The sequence below is a fragment of the Psychrobacter sanguinis genome (genome assembly GCF_020736705.1).
Lineage (GTDB): Bacteria > Pseudomonadota > Gammaproteobacteria > Pseudomonadales > Moraxellaceae > Psychrobacter > Psychrobacter sanguinis.
Genome location: NZ_CP085990.1, coordinates 2,719,218 through 2,736,044, shown reverse-complemented (window position 1 = coordinate 2,736,044; position 16,827 = coordinate 2,719,218). Strand labels below are relative to the sequence as shown.

Genomic DNA, 16,827 nt, shown 5'->3' with positions numbered 1-16,827 from the left:
ACTAAAAACGGAGTGCTAAGATGAGTATAGTTTTATCTAAGTTTGCTGAATCCTTTGTCAACGAAAGACTAACTGCTGATATATTTGCAGATGCTTACATTGAATTATGGAAAATTGAAAGGGATTTAGATCTAGCTTCTAAGGATTCAGGGATATTAAGTCAGGTCAACTCAACAATATTTTTAATGGCAGATCTTTATAATCCTGAGTCTGATAGAGAGGATTATGAATTTGATGAAGATAAATTGCGTTTAAATGTTAAATTAGAGTTAGATAAATTGAAGTTAGATAAAATAATTTAAGAATTGATCTAAGATTCTATAAGATTAACATTTATGAATTTACCCCGACAGATATTGGCATTATAGATATTGAAGCCATCATTGGCTCAAGCCAGAGACACTTAGAGAACACCATGAATATATTACAGCCTATCACCATTAACGGTCACGTTTTTAAAAACCGCGTCTTATTTCCCCCTTTAACTACGGGTTACGAAGACAAAGACGGCACCATCAGTGAGCAAAGTCGCGCCTTTTATACTCGCCTAGCAGAGGGCGGTGTCGGTTATATCGTGTTAGGCGATGTGGCGCCCATTCCTAGCTTTGCAGTTACCCCAAAACTTTATGAGGACAGTCAAATCGACAGCTTTCGACAATTGGCTGACAATGTCCATGCTTATGGCGCAAAACTTGGGGTACAGATATTCCATCCTGAATATAACAGTGAAGCGCTTAATGCCTTATTTGCGGCGGGTAAAATGCAGGAAGTGCGATCTCAACTGCATCATGACATGGATCATTTTGTGAATGAGGTAACGCCAGAGACACTAGATCAAATTATCGATAAGATGTGTGCCTGTGCCTTACGTGCTCAGCGGGCGGGTGTTGATGTGGTTAGTATTCATGGAGACAGATTGGTCGGAGCATTGTGTAGTCCAATCATGAATACCCGTAGCGATGAGTTTGGGGGTTCTTTAGAGAACCGTACTCGATTTGCTCTGATGCTGGTACAAGCCATGAGGGCTACTGTGCCTGAAATGGTCATTGAATACAAGCTACCGGTAATTACGCCTGAACGAGGCAAGGGTGGGGTAAGCATTGATGAAGCACCGATATTTGCTCAGTGGCTTGAGCAGGCTGGCGTAGATATGCTGCATGTGGCTCAGGCGAATCACACGGGTAATATGGCGGATACTATTCCGCCGATGGGTGTGCAGCCTTATTGTTTCTTTGCAGATATCACTGCCTCAGTAAAGCAGGTGATTTCAATTCCAGTCAGTACTTCTGGACGCATTATAGACCCTGCTATGTCAGAAGCACTACTGAATGAGGGCAAAGCGGATATGATCGGTATAGGCCGCGCTTTACTTGCTGATCCTGATTGGGTAAATAAAACTGTTGCTGGTCGTCCGCAAGACATCATCCGCTGCATAGGCTGTAATGAAGGCTGTGTTGATACTGTCCTCAATCGTTCGTTTATCGCTTGTGTGGTGAATGCCGAGAATGGTTTCGAAGCGGTTCGATTCATTACCCCTGCTGAGCAGCGTAAAAAGGTAGTGGTAATTGGCGGTGGTCCTGCTGGACTAGAGGCGGCTCGAGTGGCCGCTACTAAAGGTCACGAAGTGACGCTGTTTGAAAAGCAAAACTATCTGGGCGGTCAGCTTAATATTGCCTCAATACCACCTCGGAAGATTGAAATTCGTCGCAGTATCGAAGATTTAACTCAGGCCTGTCATCAAACTGGCGTACAGATTCACCAAGGTTCTGAAGCTGATACGGATAGTATTCTCGCTTTATCGCCAGATTCAGTAATCGTTGCTACTGGTGCCAATAGCTTTATGCCGCCTATTGTTGGTATAGACGACTCTCAAGTTTTCGATGCTTGGAAAGTGCTGGCAGGTGAGCAAAAAGTTGCAGGGCGTGTGGTTATCATCGGTGGTGGCATCGTTGGCTGTGAGACTGCTGAATACCTTGCAGAGCAAGGATGCCAAGTAGCGATTATCGAGATGAGTGATAAAGTAGGGGCGGGCATCGGTATTACAGTATTGCCGAGTGTCCTAGAAACCTACCGTCGTTATGGGGTTACTCAGCATCCAGGTCTTAAGGTGACTCGCATTGAGCCAAAGCACTTTCAGGAGGCTCAAGAAAATCAATTATCATCGTATGAATTAAATATTGCTTGTGAAGATCAGCAAGGCAACATTATTCCTTTTTTTGCGGATTATGCGGTTATCGCTAGTGGAGCACGTCCACAAGTCTTTGATAGCAGTGACTTATTGGCACAAGGCATTGAGGTTGTTGAGGTGGGAGACTGTGTGAAGGTAGCGGATATCTCGCATGCGATAAAAACTGCCTATGATGCTGCTAATTGGATATAGAATTTAGCTCTTTAAATCTGAGTTGTGTTGTTTGAGCAATTTCATTTGAAGTGATCTATCTGAGCGGTTTTGTTTTGGGGTAGTGGCATCATAGTCCAAAACCCCAAAACTCTAAACCCGCAAACAACCAGGACCACTAATCTGACTGTGCCCACCTGAAAGTTTCTCCACCTTAATCTGTGTATGAATACGTTCTTTCAAGGCTTGAACGTGAGAGATAACCCCGATTAGTTTCCCTTCCTGTTGTAGGCCAGTTAAGGTGTTAAGGGCGATATCCAACGAATCCTCATCTAATGTACCGAATCCTTCATCTAAGAACAGTGAATCAACTCGGATATTATGGCTAGCCATATTAGACAGTCCCAACGCTAAAGCCAGACTGATAATAAAGCCTTCACCACCAGACAAGTTTTTGGTACCGCGAACCTCGCCAGCTTGATAATTATCAATAACATTTAGCTCTAACGGACTTTCTTCATCTCGTATTAACAAGTAACGATCGCTCATCTTCTGAAGTTGGGTATTGGCATTGGCAACCATGATGTCAAACGTCAGCCCTTGAGCAAAGGTGCGGAATTTCTTACCGGTAGCAGAGCCGATTAGTTCATTTAACTGTTGCCAGACTTTAAGGTCTTGCTTCTGTTGAGCAATGATTGCAAGCTGTGATTGCTGCTCGCCTTTACGTTCCTCATTGGTTTTAAGCTGCTGATTAATAGCGCCTAATTGTTCGATTAGTTGATCAGCCAACTTCTGTTTTTCAGCACGTTGATTTTCAAGTACGAGTTTATCTTCTGTGGTTAATGGGTTTTCCTGTTTCTCTCTAAGCTTGGTTTCAGTCGTTGAGACCGAGTTTTGTGCCAACTGTAATGCTTGAGCGATTTGCTGCTTTTGGCTGCTCAGTTGGTCACGTTCGTGTTTAGGCAGGCGAGCTTGTAAGAAGTCTTGTTCATTGTCAAAACATTGTTCAGCAAGCATTGAGGTAAACACTGTTTCTTGCTGGCTTAGGTCAGTATTTAACACACCCAGTTGATCTTCTTTTAGGGTCTTACTGTCAGTCAATTGTTTAATTTGATACTCAGTAGCAGAGTGTTTTTCTTTGATTTTCGTTAGCGTGTTTCTCGCTATATCAAGCTGTGAGCGTAATTGGTTTTCTTCTGACTGTAAGTCTTTTTCTCCAAATAATACGCTACGTCGTTGGCGCAATTGTTCAATCTGCTGCGACTGCGCTGAGATAGTTTGGCTTAACTGTTTGATGTCTACTTCAGTCTCTGAGATTCGATGTTCTCTGTCTGTAATTTGCACCGATAAGGTTTCAAGCTGATTGGTAATTTGCAGTTTAAGGTCAGATTTTGCCTTATAGGTGTCGAGCATTGCTTTTAACGAGGTGCGCAGATTACGCAGTGGCGTAAGTACTGACTCTTCATGATTCTCGGATAAACCTTGTTTATTAGCAATACTGCCGTGTAATCGATTCAAGGTCTCAAAGGTTTGCTGCAGGCAATGTTGCACATTATTAGACTCATCATCAGTATGATCTTTATGGGTTTGATATTTAGCGACTAATTGCTGTAACTGATCAACACCAGTAGAAATAGAATCATAAAAACCAGTGATTTGTTGATCTACTTCTAGCAAGCCTTTTTGTAAATAATCCAAGCCATATTTAATATTATTACTATCACTTATAATAATTTTCAGCTTAGAATCAAGGCCTCTGACATCGTCTTCAACCTGCTGTTTCTCAGTTGTCAGTTCACTATCATCTTCTATTGTCTTTTTAATGCCTTGTTTAAGCGTGGTTAAGGCTTCAATAGTCAATCTTATCGATTCAATAGCGGATTGTGGGCTATCTTTAACCGCACTAAGTGTTTGCTGAAGTTGACTTAAATTATTACCGTCCAAACCATTAAGCTGAGTCACTAGCATTTCAATAGGCGCGATAACTTGGAATTTAGCGAGCAAACTCTGCACTGAGACTGCATTATTGCCATAGTCAGTAGCGCTGTCTTTAACACTAAAAACTTGCTGCTGACATTGACTGACTTTGGTATTGAGCTGATTGATAAAGTCGTTAAACTGATTTTGCTTTTGGTTCAGATCATGCTCTGCAGTCGCCAAATTGACTCTGCATTGACTTAAGTGAGTATCAAGCTGTTCGATTTGATCGTCAACAGTCTGTATTTGTTGGTTTATTTCGGCCAAAATTGCCTGTTGTTCAGAGTCGCTCTTATTAGCAGGGTGAGTAAGATTGTCATCTTCGCTATCCAAATAGGGATGTTTCGTAGAGCCACACAGAGGGCAGGGCTTATTCGTCTCAAGTAGGTCTATATAGTCCTCTAGCTTAGCTTGAAGCTGGAAGATTTGTCGCTGTTGCTCTAGAGTAAGCTGTTTATCTTTACGTTGTGACTTTAAGTCAGACAACTTTTGCTCATACTCATTTATTTGCTGTTGCTCTTCATCAGTTTTGATTTTTAACGCTGCTGTGGTCTGCTGATTGGCGTCAAGTTGGTCTCGTAACTGTTCAATGTCGTTTAATTGCTGGTTGAGCTGTTGCAAAAGGGCAGAGGTATGATCAATATATTCTTGTTGCTCTCTAAGGTTGGCTATTGATTGACCCTGCAATAAGGCTTCTTGGCGTTGTTGTAAAGATAATAGCTTGGACTGCTTTTGCTTAAGTTCAGTTTCTATATCCGCTTGAGTAGTGATTAATGACTCTAACTTGGCATGTTGTTCATGTTGTTCATTAAGCTTATTTTTTTTATTTTCATAAGCGGTTTGGGCGCTTTGAAGCGTACCCTTTAATTGAACGCAAAGTTTGTCGAGACTTATAATGTCTTCTGCTAATTGCTGATACTGACTATTTTCCGTGAAATATTGGTTAAGACTAGCCAATTCAAGGTGCTTATTATCGCACTCATTACGGTACTGTTGAAGTTGTTGATTTAGAGCGGTTGATGCATTGCTAAGCTTGTTTTTCTGAGCATTGTTTTGATCAAAGCTGTATTGTTGCTGAGCAATCTCGGCATCTAGTTCACGGGTTTTGGCAATGATTGGCAACGCTTTATTTAATTTATCAGCAGCCTCTTTTTCAGCCTTTATAGACTGTGATAGCTGCTCAGACTCTGTGGTCAGTTGATGTTGGACGACAGGAAGTTGTTCATCTACAGTATGCAACTCTTTGGCTAGTGACTCATGCGCTTGGCGTTTATGTTGTAATTGATTAAATACACCCTCAATCTCTAATGCTTTATTGGCATTGTCCAAACGTTGCGCTTCAGCAGTAAAGTCTGCTTGAGCTTGTTTGCTTTGTACTAAAGTTTCCTGAAACTGAACCAATTGTTCGCTCAATTCACTGACGTCTTCACACCATTTTATTTTTTTGTTGAGGCTATCAATCTCAAGGCGATGCTCATTAAGGGTTTTGGTTAGAGTGTTAGCCTCTGTCTTTAATTGAGCTTCTTGTTCTGGATCTAGTAACGCTAAGCCTTTCAATGTGGCTTCCAGTTCGCTCAACTTAGCTTGTTTATCACGCACCTTCTCAAACGTACGTTGGGAAATAGTCGCGTAAATATCGGTACCGGTAATCTTTTCTAAGATATCGGCACGTTCATCCGCTTTGGCGCTTAAAAATGCCGCAAAACTACCTTGAGCCAATAAAATAGACCGAGTGAACTGCTGAAAATCCATGCGGGTCAATTCAATAATTTTTTTCTTCGTCAATGAAGACTTATGTTCGATAATCTCGCCCGCCTTGACCGAGCCCTGACTGTTGGCATGAGAGATTTCATGCGTCGCATCTTGTAAGTTGCCATCAACCTTACCATGCGCACGGCGTTGGCTCCAATGACAGCGATAGTGAAAGCCATCTATATCAATGACTATTTCGGCAAAACAGTCGGCAGTTTGACGGGTCATCACTTCATTAGTCGACTTACTGATATTACTAATACGCGGGGTTTCGCCATATAATGCTAGGCAAATGGCATCTAAAATAGTGGTCTTGCCAGCACCCGTTTGACCGGTAATGGCAAATATACCTTCATTAACAAAGGCATCATCACTAAAGTCAATGTGCCATTCTCCCTTGAGAGAGTTTAGATTTTTTAGTCGTAATTCAATCAGTCGCATGGATTTGGAAACCGTTGGTTGTATTTAATACTCATTAAATGTGTTTTATAGATAGGACTTATTCAGTATCACTGTTTAATTTTAATATCTGTTGCTCACTGCCAATCAGTTACTCTGCCATTTTATCTTCATGATGAATCTCATGAAGTATTTCAGAGTAAGCTTCTAGTAAGCTAGGTCGCTGAGAGTCAGGAATTTTATTTAAAGTTAAACAGCGTTCAAATACCTGCTGTTCGTTAAGGTCCTGTAGCGTTTCAGAAGTTGATTCAGCAGTGAGAATTTTATTGTACACATTGATGTTTTTGATTTTCAGTACGTCAAACGAGGTATCTTCAATCAAAGCATGTATTTGCTCACGTAAATCACTAACAACCTCATCGCCTTTATAAATAACTTCTAACCAAATACTTTCAGACTTAGGCAACTGTTGAATGTGAGAGGTTATTTGCTGCAAATCACCTGAGATTTGCTGCAATTTTTGGAAGCAAGGAATGGCCAAAGAAATGACGTGCATTTGCTTATCGTCATCTGAATGCAGCAGTTTTATTTGTTCGGTTGAAGGGCTATGAGTTATTACCTCATCCGCCCATGTCTCATTTGAATCAATATGAAATTCATTTTCTGACGCATCGTCTAACTTATCATTTAAGCTACTGTCTAGGTTCAAACCATCATCTAAGTCTTCTTCCAAATCAGCAAATAAATCTCCGACGAAGAAACTGTCTTTTTTCGATGCAGTACTTTTGGATGGTTTGTTATTGGAGAGCTTGTCGTTAGAAGATTGCTCATTAGAAGATTGATTATTAGGTGCAGATGAAGAAAGCTCAGCCAATGGTTCAGATTTAAGCGGTTGTGTAATAAAACTGTCTAAGCTAACGCTTTCCGCAAATTGGATAAGTAACACCTGCTTTTGTTGACGAGCTTCCCCAAAGCCCATGGCAATAGGGGAGCCACTATAGCGTATGTGTTCACAGTTCCCCACTTTTTGTGGCACATGTAGATGACCTAGTGCCACGTAATCGAAGCATTTATCAAACATATCGACCGAAACCTTGCCTAAAGAGCCGACGTAAAGGTCACGTACCCCATCATCTTCTGTGGTTCTGCCCCCAGCGGTGAAAAGATGACCGGTGGCTATGATTGGCACATAATAGTTATGTTGTTCAATAAGCTGACTTTGCTTAGCTTTGGCAATTTCAGCAACCTTATCATAGTGCTGATTAATACCGGTCAGAACATTGGCGTCTTTGTCTTGTCCTGATTCACCCGCTTGGCTACTTCTCACGTCTCGATCACGAAGGTAAGGTACCGCTGCTATCACACATTGAGGTTGATTATTTTTATCTTTTAATACCAACACCTCATCTTCTATATTCTCACATGCCGTCCCAATCACATGAACATTTAAGAATTTAAGAACATTGGCCGGCGCGTCCAAAAAAGTAGGGGAGTCATGGTTACCAGAGACAATCACCACATGTTCGCAATATAAGCTAGAGACCGTGCCTAAAAACTGGTAGTACAAACTTTGAGCACGGTTACTCGGCGTCATAGTATCGAAGATATCACCCGCGACAATTAGCACATCTACCTTTTGTGCTTCAATGGTCTCAGTTAGCCAGTTCAAGAAGGCTTGAAACTCGTCATAGCGCATTTGTCCATACAACCTACGACCTAAGTGCCAGTCTGAGGTATGCAGTATAGTTAAGGGCTTAATAATAGGATGTTTGTTAGAGTTCGACATAGAGACAAATACAACGCAATGAGGGGTGAAAAATCTGCTCAAGTAAAGGCAGTGCTGAGGACTAAAATATCATACCACAAATAATTTTAAGCGGGTTTATGACTGCTCAGATAACCAGACGTATCGTTATACAGAGGCGAATAATAAAGAGATAGAATTGAATAATAAAACTGGGTTATTGGAAGGTCGCAGCGTATTTAGTGTATGATGCCTGATTGAAATACTATTAAATATGTTGAAATATAAAGGTAAGTCCGTGTTAATAAAATCAAGTCAATATCTACAGTGGGAAGAGGGCAGTACCCAGCACAAAGCCCGCTGGTTATCACAAAGTAACCATGCTCCGCCCAAACGTATTGTTATAGTCGATGACACCACCACAGCCGATGAAGCCTATCGCTTGGCGAATGCCGGAACCTCAATGCTGTGGCGCGGTGACTATCACAATGCCAAGCAACTAATCCAAGCTTTACAGCGTCGCATTGACCAGGCTGAACAACGCAAAGTAGAAAAAGCCAATAAAAAAGCTAAGCAAGAGTCGGCTGACTCAAAATCATTGGCAAATTCAGAAGATCTTCCCAATCTATTTCATCAAAACCGCCAAACGCAATCGCAACGTTCGCGACTGTTAGGCCGTCTGCTATTACAACTAGATGCCGGTTATAAAAGCCAACTACGCCGTGCTCCTGATATAAGCGCTGATTGTACTGCTGCTTTTGGTGAGATGGATGAGTCTTGCGTACTCTCCTTTCGCGATCTGCAAGGCGCACTAGGAGCCGCACAATGGCGTAAAAAAGGCGTTCCAGTTAAATCCTTGGGCATATCGGTCCATCCCCATTACGGTGTGTTTGCACCTACCCGTCAGGAATATGTGCAATTACTGCTTGATGCACCTTTACCTGATAGCTGTGATGTTGCTTATGACATTGGTACTGGTACAGGTTTACTGGCCATCGTATTGGCCAAGCGTGGTTTTAAGCAAATTATTGCTACTGACTTAAATCCGCGTGCCTTGGATTGTGCTCAGGATAATTTTGATCGTTTAGGTCTATCCAATGTACAGTTGCAGCAAGCTGATTTATTTCCGAGCGATGTTCCTAAAGCCAATCTAATAGTTTGTAATCCGCCTTGGTTACCTGCCAAGCCTAGCTCGCCATTAGAGTATGCAGTATATGATGCCAATAGTGCCATGCTTCGTGGCTTTTTAATGGGAGCAAAGCAGCATTTGACAGAGTCAGGAGAGGTTTGGCTAATACTGTCAGACTTAGCCGAGCATTTACAGTTACGTACTCGTGAGGATTTAATAGGCTGGATTGAAGATGCTGGCTTGAAAGTTAAATATCGCCTGGATACTGAACCAACGCATGGCAAAAGCCAAGATGAAAGCGATCCGTTATTTGCTGCGCGTAGTGCGGAGGTGACTTCACTTTGGTGTTTGTGGTAAACGTACTGGGCTATCAATAGCTTTATAGCTATCAAACACGCCCGTTTTTTTTATCTAACTTTGACCATCAGTCTTATAAGAGATATAACTATGAATTTTTATCTAAACAGAGCAAAAAGTCGATGAACACGAGTAGTCCTTTATTCAATACAAGCATTCGCTCACTTGAGCGTTTAAGTGCAAAGCTATGAGCCTTTGATAGCTAAAGAAGAACTACTGTTTGCTAAGCTTTGCTAAATCTGAAAGTTAACTAAAATAAGGATGTTAATATGTTAAAGCAAATAACGGCACCAGATCATGTGATCGCCCTAGCACTCGAAGGCACTTTAACCGGCGAAGGATTGCAAGGATATCGCAAAGTTCTTGAAAAAAAACTACAAGAGCATGATCAAATTGGTCTCTACATCGACGTTACAAAGCTGAATGACATGACCGCAAACTCGATAGTAGAGGGGACTAAAGCGGACATGGAACTATTTAGGCATATAAAACAGCTTAATAGATGTGCTTTTGTATCGGATAAAGAATGGCCAAAAGCTGCTATCTCGCTTGCTGATCGACTATTTCCTATGATAGAGATGAAAGTATTTTCCTCAAATGAATCCGATGCCGCGCTAAGTTGGGCGGCCGAGAAGTCTGAGCTGTCTTTAGCAAAGAGCAGTGCTATTCGTTTTTTACCTACCAATAAAGGCAATGTACTTGCTTTTGAAGTAGACGGTGTGTTGTCTGCAAGTGAAATACCGAACATCATACAGAGAGTTGAAGCATTTCTTGAGGGTCAGGATAGCGTAAGGCTACTTGCTAGAATGAAAAACTATAGTGGTTTTGAGCCTTCTATTCTAATGCATAGTGGCGGTTTGTTATCTATGAAAATCGATACCATGAAAAAGGTAGAGCGTTACGCTATCGTTGGGGCACCAAACTGGATGAGTAAACTCGTTGAGACAGTAAACCCATTATTCCCAAAAATGGATATGCAGGCCTTTACCGATGATCAGGAAAGTGAAGCACTCGCATGGCTTGACGTTGAGCTGGTGAAATAGTCTCTATAGAACGATAAACCACATACTTACTTTTAATGACAGTTCTTCAAAAGAGGGGCTGCTCTATTTAGGCGTCGATCTGCCCAGATATAACTTCAACGTATATAGGCTGAGCATATAATTCAAGGCTATTGATATCATGCACTACTTCACCGTTCCTACTCTTGTGAAAAGTGAAAGTTGCAAACTTCCCAATCTCATCCTCTTGAAAACCTATTATTATATTAACTCTCTCTAAAGGGAAATCTATAAGCCATTTTTTCTTGAATTTGTTAGAAAATATGATGGACTGGATGAACGGGTCTTGGTCTGTAAAATCTTCTATATGAAACCTATTAGTCGAAACTTCATATCCCGAAAAATCAGTAAACTGTCTTTCGATCTCATGTTCTTTAATTGAACAGCGAGCATAGCTTGAAGGGAATATTTTTTCTAAAAAAGAGTACGCCTTATTAAGGATTATTTATTTTTATTTTCTCACCTATATTTATAGGAGGTATATAGCTCTCATTAGAAGTATAGTGATCGAAATCCACATAAACATGAACTCCATCTACATAACTGAATATTTCGTTAAGCTCGATATCTTCTTGCAATATTAAAGAGAAATAGAAATCGTCCTCCATTGGCTTTAAAGAACTATTAGTAACAATATCAAAGAAATATAAGCTACATAGCCCTCTAACCCAACATCTAAAAAGAAAAGAAACATCATCTTCTGTAATACTATTAAGGTTTAACTTGCTCAGTTTATTTAATCTTTTTTCTGTATCAGTCATTCCGTAATAAAGCAATGAATCCCTATTACTATCTAATTCTTCAGATATAATTATATTAAAAGCTAGACTAGTATACCCATAGCTCTTAAAAGGCTGCGTAAAAAAGTCATAAAACATTTTTAAAAACTTAATAAAGCTATTTTCTAGTTTTAAATAATTACTAATTTCTATATGACCATATATTTCTACGTAATCAACAATATTTGTCCATTTGGACATGAACTTATGTTCATCAGAACCATATCTTGAAATTTTTAGGACTTACGCAAAACCAGAGATATATTGCCAACCTAAAGCACAGCGTAGTACCATAATAGTCATGAAGAAGCCTAAAGTAACCCGACTAGATTATTGCCAATATCTCATGGTGAGCCAAATAAACTACACCATCACCAACTATGCTGATCATCATCCTGAGAACATCAGTCATGACCGTATCAACCGTTATATTAAAGGTGACAAGCTCAAACCTCGTCTAGTATGGGAACAAGTTAAACAAGACATTGTCGCCGATGCTGAGGGTTACTTGCTCTTTGATGACACCGTATTAGACAAAGATCACAGTCATAAGATAGAACTGGTCAACCGCCAATATAGTGGCAATGCTAAACGATTAATTAAAGGCATTGGTCTTGTAAACTGCATCTACGTTAACCCGCATACCCAGCAGTATTGGGTTATTGACTACCGTATTTACGACAAAGCCATCGATGGTAAAACCAAGCTTGATCATTTAGAAGATATGTTACGACACACGATCGAGTACAAGCAATTGGTATTTAAAACGGTGCTCATGGACAGCTGGTATGCCACTAAAGATATCATGCTGACCATTGATGGTTTAGGTAAAATCTTTTACTGTCCGCTTAAGAGCAACCGTTTGGTTGATGATTCTAAGGGGCAACGCGCTTATACCTCAGTCAGTGCTTTACAATGGACTGAGGCCGAACAAGATAATGGCAAATTAATTAAGATCAATAAATTTCCTAAACACTATAAAGTGCAACTGTTTCGGGTTGTGGTGAGTACTCACCGCACGGATTGGGTCGTAACCAACGACACCACTCAAACAAATCGTGATGACGTACAACAGGTGTGCGCCATACGCTGGAAAATTGAGCAGTTTCATCGTGAGATTAAGCAATTAACAGGTATAGAGTCTAATCAGTGTCGAAAAGCACGTATTCAGCGCAATCATATTTGCTGTTCTATATTAGTTTGGATAAGTTTGACCCGTATTGCTAGGCAGACAAAGAAAACGGTATATCAGTTAAAACATGGCTTGCTGGATGACTATCTCTGCGAGCAGTTGCGCTCGCCTAGACTGATTGTTGCGTAAGTCCTAATTTTATAATAATTAAAACTCATTAATCGCCTACCTTTTGATTAAAAGTATCCAAATACTCTAGACAGTCAAAAAAGCTCACTATGGCTACCTAACCTATGTACTAGTATGTCACTACCTTGTATTTCATATATCAATACTAAATCAGGTTTAACGTGACAGTCTCGACAGTTTGACTAGTTGCTAGCTAGTAATGCATGGTCTTTGTATTTCTCAGGCAAGGGTTGTTCTTTAGCTAAACAATTGATTATTTCAGCCCATTGAGGGGTTAATAGCTGAAGATAGTGTTTTACGTAAAGCATCAACTAAATAATTTTTTCACGCTGAAAGTTGAAAGAAATATGTATTGTGTGCATAGCATTATAATTGTAAAAGCCAGTGCATATAATGTAGAAAATAAGATTCCTATTAATAATCCAAATGATAACCCTTCACCAAGAGAACCCAGATATGTGAACATACACAAGACAATTATAAATCCTATTATGCCTAATACCCATATCACTCGTAGTATTCTCATTGTTAAATCTTTATTTTGTTTCATAGGCCTCTTATATTAATAATCTAGTTTTTCGTTTAGATTCAAAACTTTTTGAATAGATTATAAAATCTATTCTAATTGTTTGTTTATTGTAGTTTAAACATACTATCATGTTACTGCGTAAAAAGCTGTTTATTGAATAATATTTTAATTAAATACTAACTAAATTTAGCGCCTATTCAAAATAAGAAACATTAATATTAAACAAAAACTATATAAGATTTTGGCGTACTTAATAGGATACTCTGCAATTTTACTTATTTTAAAGATAACTCAAGTTTGAACTGAGTATCCACTTGCTGGCTTATGTGTGCAAATATGATTTGTCTTTTGCTTTGGTTTAATATATTTATCACATTGATAGCGATATGATATTACCAATATTAAACCCCTTTGGGGTCATGTATTAATAATAGGCTGTCATCATCAGAGTACCTAACATACTTGGTAGGTGGTGATTATTTAGCTATAGATTTAACACTACTATTAGGAAGCGAATAATCCTTTCTCTTACTCGTATCTATACCTATAAGACTTAAATTGTAATATATGACGCTATGTATAATATTATTTACAACATTCTATAGGTGATAGTAGGTAATGCTAAAAGATAGTGGCTAATCACCTATACAGGTATTGAGCTGCTAGTGTTAGATAAGGATTTAATGAGTATGCAGTTGTCAGAGTAGTTCATATTCTCCCTATTCTAAATTCTGTAATAGTCCATAGGTAAGTGCTAGTTCAAAGTGTGTGGTGATTCCTTTAGCTTGCAATTTTTTAGCAGAACCCTCTCTTGATAGACCAAACTAATCCCCTCCTATCCAGTCAGGTCCTATTTCAACCTCAATATCCCGTGCATTAATTGGTTCATGGCATTCTGAACATACCGTTACGGGATGCATTATTTGGCCACATTCTTTATGCCTATGTAGCAACGGCGCACCACGTTCATCAGCCATGTGCTTATCTCCCCAGCTAACCAGTGCCAAAACGACTGGATGCAAATCTAAGCCACGCTCTGTCAACCGGTATTCCTCACGTAGTGGGTGCTGTTGATAAGCTACTTTTTTCAGAACGTCATATTCAACTAGCTTACGAAGCCGGTCGGATAAGACATGACGTGTGATGCCTAAGCGTTGCTCAAATATATCAAAACGTCTAACACCTAAAAAACAGTCACGTAAAATCATTAGTGTCCAACGATCACCAATGACTGCCAAAGTGCGGGCTACTGAGCAAGGTTGTTTATCAAGTTCATCCCAACGCATATGCTACCTCCTATATGTATAAGTAATAGATTAGCTTGACAGAGTCTAAAAAGGAAGCTATATTTTTGTAAGTTCTAAAAAGGAACCTATAAGAAAATAGAGATGTATTGAGCACCTTTAGCGGTTGTAGGTGGTGCAGGCGATGCCACTGGTAGCGCTGTTGTGAGACGTTTTACAAGAGAAAGTTTTCCCTTATGCGTGACCGAAAGGAATGTTGAAAAAATTAGCTCACTGTTCAGTGATATTGGAACCGCTAGTGGAATAGTAAAGGCACTGACGTGACTGATTTTATGGCACGTATTAGCGAGACTGAGTTTCAGGAGCGTTTGAAAGATACTACTGAAGAAGCTGCGGCAAGAGGTATTTTTGGTACGCCTATTTTCTTCATGAACGGTAAAATGTTTTTTAAGCAAGATCGCTTAGGTTTCGTTGAGACTGCTTTAAAAGCTTAGTCTTAACTAGCAACGATATTGAATAAGTTGAGAGCGCTTAAATTGCGCTCTTTCTTAATGATGACAAAAATCATTGCCATAAAGTATCTATCACGAGGCTGCTACTACACATTGGCAATGATTTATCACTTTTCAACTACCCTATTTTCGGATTTAAGTATTACTGACTCATCGCAAATAATAGCCAATCTTTGCTAATGAAGTGGATCAATAAAAACAAAAGAATATTAAGGTATATTTATGGACGACACTCTCTCATCATCTTTTGAAAACCTAAAGTCACAAGGCAATATTATAGAAGCAACTACTGGCGCTGATATTAAGACTGAGATAGAAGTTTATTCACTGAGCATTCTGACTGATCGCGATAAAGTGCTGGCAGCAACCGTGTATCGTCCTAAAAGTGCGGTGAAAAAAGCGATTATGATGGCACCTGCAACAGGTATTAAACGTCAGTTTTATCATAACTTTGCCACTTACTTAGCAGAACATGGGTTTGGTATCCTAACCTATGACAATGAAGGTATTGGCGACTCGCTTACTACCGACTTGGCAAAATCTGACGCATCGTTGATAAGCTGGGGACGCTATGATATGCCGGCCGTACTCGATGCTTTGCAAGATGAATTTGCCGACGCTTCTTATCATTTGATTGGTCATAGCGCAGGCGGTCAACTGTTTGGCTTGATGCCAAATTATGAGTCTATCGCCTCAGTATTTAATGTCGCTTGTTCCTCAGGTCGCATTAAAAATATGAGGATGTCCTATAGACTTAAAGCTAAGTTTTTTATGGACATATTTATTCCCCTAAACAACCTGATTTTAGGTTATACCGCTTCAGATAAAGTCGGCATGGGTGCGCCTTTACCTAAGAATGTCGCTCGTCAATGGAGCGAGTGGTGCAATGGCGCAGGTTATATTAAAACGGCGTTTGGTAAAAGTATACATACGCACTTTTATAACGACATTGCCATGAAAGCACTATGGTTAGGCTTTAGCGATGACGACATTGCCAACAGCGAAAACATGGATGACATGATACGAGTGTTCAGTCAGATGCCAGTAGAAAAACGCTTTTTTGACCCTAAAGAATTTGGTCTCGATAGTATAGGTCATATGCTTTACTTCAGTCGTAGAACAAATAAAAAAGCACCTGAACTATGGCAGATGGCTGTTGACTGGCTTAAGGCCGCTTAAGCGTTATCTTGCATTACTAGCGGTAGCGGCTATCTCAAATAACTTACCATTTCAGATAGCCGTTACATTCTTCAACCGCTGTTTAATAATTTTGGAACTATTTTGAATATAAATGACATGATTAAAAATCAATAAAAAATCTATACTAATTTCTCTGATCCTACAGGGCTTTTAAGGCTTCAAGGATTGTACCCTAGCACAACTATCCAAGTGCTAATTGTAGTGAGAGAATAGACCCTCTAAAATAGACTGTCTAATGCATTTAAATCTAATTGGATGGCAGCTCATAAGCATAAACTTATCGCCTAAGTAACGATTGTTCTAAAACATGACCCCGATGTGCAGCTAAATTCATTTCAAGCTCATCTCGTACACCTTGTAGTAGCATACTATCGTTGTTTACATCGGAAATTTCATTTTCATCTAGCTCACCAGATTCTACAGCCTGTTTCCAAGTTTCAAGCCTGAAATCAACTGCTTGTAAGAAAATGCGAGCAGATTCCAAA

The 16,827-nt window shown here is 39.8% G+C and carries 11 protein-coding genes and 2 pseudogenes; 7 read left to right on the top strand and 6 right to left on the bottom strand.

The genetic code is table 11. The features are described 5' to 3' along the window. Positions 1 to 20 precede the first annotated feature (20 nt). Together LK453_RS11535 and bilR are read left to right on the top strand one after the other, a co-directional pair. Entirely contained in the window at positions 21 to 302 is a 282-nt protein-coding gene (locus LK453_RS11535; RefSeq protein WP_201534005.1) for a colicin immunity domain-containing protein, read from the top strand. A gap of 113 nt (positions 303 to 415) precedes the next feature. Beyond that, positions 416 to 2,380, top strand: a complete 1,965-nt coding sequence (bilR, locus tag LK453_RS11530; protein ID WP_201534002.1) for a bilirubin reductase, long form — start codon at positions 416 to 418, stop codon at positions 2,378 to 2,380. A 111-nt stretch (positions 2,381 to 2,491) separates the two neighbouring features. Here bilR and LK453_RS11525 read toward each other — a convergent pair whose 3' ends face one another. Both LK453_RS11525 and LK453_RS11520 read right to left on the bottom strand, forming a co-directional pair. Continuing rightward, complete coding sequence (locus LK453_RS11525) at positions 2,492 to 6,508, bottom strand: AAA family ATPase (RefSeq protein ID WP_201541886.1); 4,017 nt, start codon at positions 6,506 to 6,508, stop codon at positions 2,492 to 2,494. Between the two features lie 109 nt (positions 6,509 to 6,617). After that, on the bottom strand, positions 6,618 to 8,252 hold the full coding sequence (locus LK453_RS11520; RefSeq protein WP_201533984.1) for an exonuclease SbcCD subunit D C-terminal domain-containing protein: 1,635 nt from the start codon (positions 8,250 to 8,252) through the stop codon (positions 6,618 to 6,620). A gap of 232 nt (positions 8,253 to 8,484) precedes the next feature. Here LK453_RS11520 and LK453_RS11515 point away from each other — a divergent pair, with 232 nt between their 5' ends. Together LK453_RS11515 and LK453_RS11510 are read left to right on the top strand one after the other, a co-directional pair. After that, entirely contained in the window at positions 8,485 to 9,696 is a 1,212-nt protein-coding gene (locus tag LK453_RS11515; protein WP_201533981.1) for a methyltransferase, read from the top strand. A 269-nt stretch (positions 9,697 to 9,965) separates the two neighbouring features. Beyond that, positions 9,966 to 10,739 carry a SpoIIAA family protein gene (locus LK453_RS11510; RefSeq protein ID WP_201533978.1) on the top strand — a complete coding sequence of 258 codons (774 nt, stop codon included), beginning with the start codon at positions 9,966 to 9,968 and terminating at the stop codon, positions 10,737 to 10,739. Between the two features lie 452 nt (positions 10,740 to 11,191). On the opposite strand, the gene LK453_RS11505 is transcribed toward LK453_RS11510, so the two are convergent. Next, positions 11,192 to 11,737, bottom strand: coding sequence for a hypothetical protein (locus LK453_RS11505; protein ID WP_201541884.1), 546 nt, complete (start codon positions 11,735 to 11,737; stop codon positions 11,192 to 11,194). A gap of 100 nt (positions 11,738 to 11,837) precedes the next feature. On the opposite strand from LK453_RS11505, the gene LK453_RS11500 reads away from it, so the two are divergent. Beyond that, the gene (locus LK453_RS11500; protein WP_227945173.1) at positions 11,838 to 12,857 is read left to right on the top strand and encodes an IS701 family transposase; all 1,020 of its coding nucleotides are present in this window, start codon (positions 11,838 to 11,840) and stop codon (positions 12,855 to 12,857) included. Positions 12,858 to 12,931: 74 nt separating this feature from the next. Here the strand turns inward: LK453_RS11500 and LK453_RS14415 are convergent. Further along, positions 12,932 to 13,024: pseudogene (locus LK453_RS14415) on the bottom strand (type II toxin-antitoxin system YafQ family toxin); the annotation flags it as partial. Between the two features lie 1,186 nt (positions 13,025 to 14,210). Further along, positions 14,211 to 14,672: a winged helix-turn-helix transcriptional regulator gene (locus tag LK453_RS11490; protein WP_201533972.1), complete on the bottom strand. Its 462-nt coding sequence runs from the start codon at positions 14,670 to 14,672 to the stop codon at positions 14,211 to 14,213. Positions 14,673 to 14,947: 275 nt separating this feature from the next. On the opposite strand from LK453_RS11490, the pseudogene LK453_RS11485 reads away from it, so the two are divergent. Next, positions 14,948 to 15,124, top strand: a pseudogene (locus LK453_RS11485) (DsbA family protein); the annotation flags it as partial. Positions 15,125 to 15,364: 240 nt separating this feature from the next. After that, positions 15,365 to 16,321 carry an alpha/beta hydrolase family protein gene (locus tag LK453_RS11480; RefSeq protein ID WP_201533955.1) on the top strand — a complete coding sequence of 319 codons (957 nt, stop codon included), beginning with the start codon at positions 15,365 to 15,367 and terminating at the stop codon, positions 16,319 to 16,321. 298 nt (positions 16,322 to 16,619) lie between these two features. Here LK453_RS11480 and LK453_RS11475 read toward each other — a convergent pair whose 3' ends face one another. Next, positions 16,620 to 16,826, bottom strand: a complete 207-nt coding sequence (locus tag LK453_RS11475) for a hypothetical protein (protein ID WP_201533952.1) — start codon at positions 16,824 to 16,826, stop codon at positions 16,620 to 16,622. Between the last annotated feature and the right edge of the window lies 1 nt (position 16,827).

Excerpts from the sequence above, each read along its gene's own strand:
- LK453_RS11535 (WP_201534005.1), top strand. The coding sequence starts at position 21 with ATGAGTATAGTTTTATCTAAGTTTGCTGAATCCTTTGTCAACGAAAGA.
- bilR (WP_201534002.1), top strand. The coding sequence starts at position 416 with ATGAATATATTACAGCCTATCACCATTAACGGTCACGTTTTTAAAAAC.
- LK453_RS11525 (WP_201541886.1), bottom strand. The coding sequence starts at position 6,508 with ATGCGACTGATTGAATTACGACTAAAAAATCTAAACTCTCTCAAGGGA.
- LK453_RS11520 (WP_201533984.1), bottom strand. The coding sequence starts at position 8,252 with ATGTCGAACTCTAACAAACATCCTATTATTAAGCCCTTAACTATACTG.
- LK453_RS11515 (WP_201533981.1), top strand. The coding sequence starts at position 8,485 with ATGTTGAAATATAAAGGTAAGTCCGTGTTAATAAAATCAAGTCAATAT.
- LK453_RS11510 (WP_201533978.1), top strand. The coding sequence starts at position 9,966 with ATGTTAAAGCAAATAACGGCACCAGATCATGTGATCGCCCTAGCACTC.
- LK453_RS11505 (WP_201541884.1), bottom strand. The coding sequence starts at position 11,737 with ATGTCCAAATGGACAAATATTGTTGATTACGTAGAAATATATGGTCAT.
- LK453_RS11500 (WP_227945173.1), top strand. The coding sequence starts at position 11,838 with ATGAAGAAGCCTAAAGTAACCCGACTAGATTATTGCCAATATCTCATG.
- LK453_RS11490 (WP_201533972.1), bottom strand. The coding sequence starts at position 14,672 with ATGCGTTGGGATGAACTTGATAAACAACCTTGCTCAGTAGCCCGCACT.
- LK453_RS11480 (WP_201533955.1), top strand. The coding sequence starts at position 15,365 with ATGGACGACACTCTCTCATCATCTTTTGAAAACCTAAAGTCACAAGGC.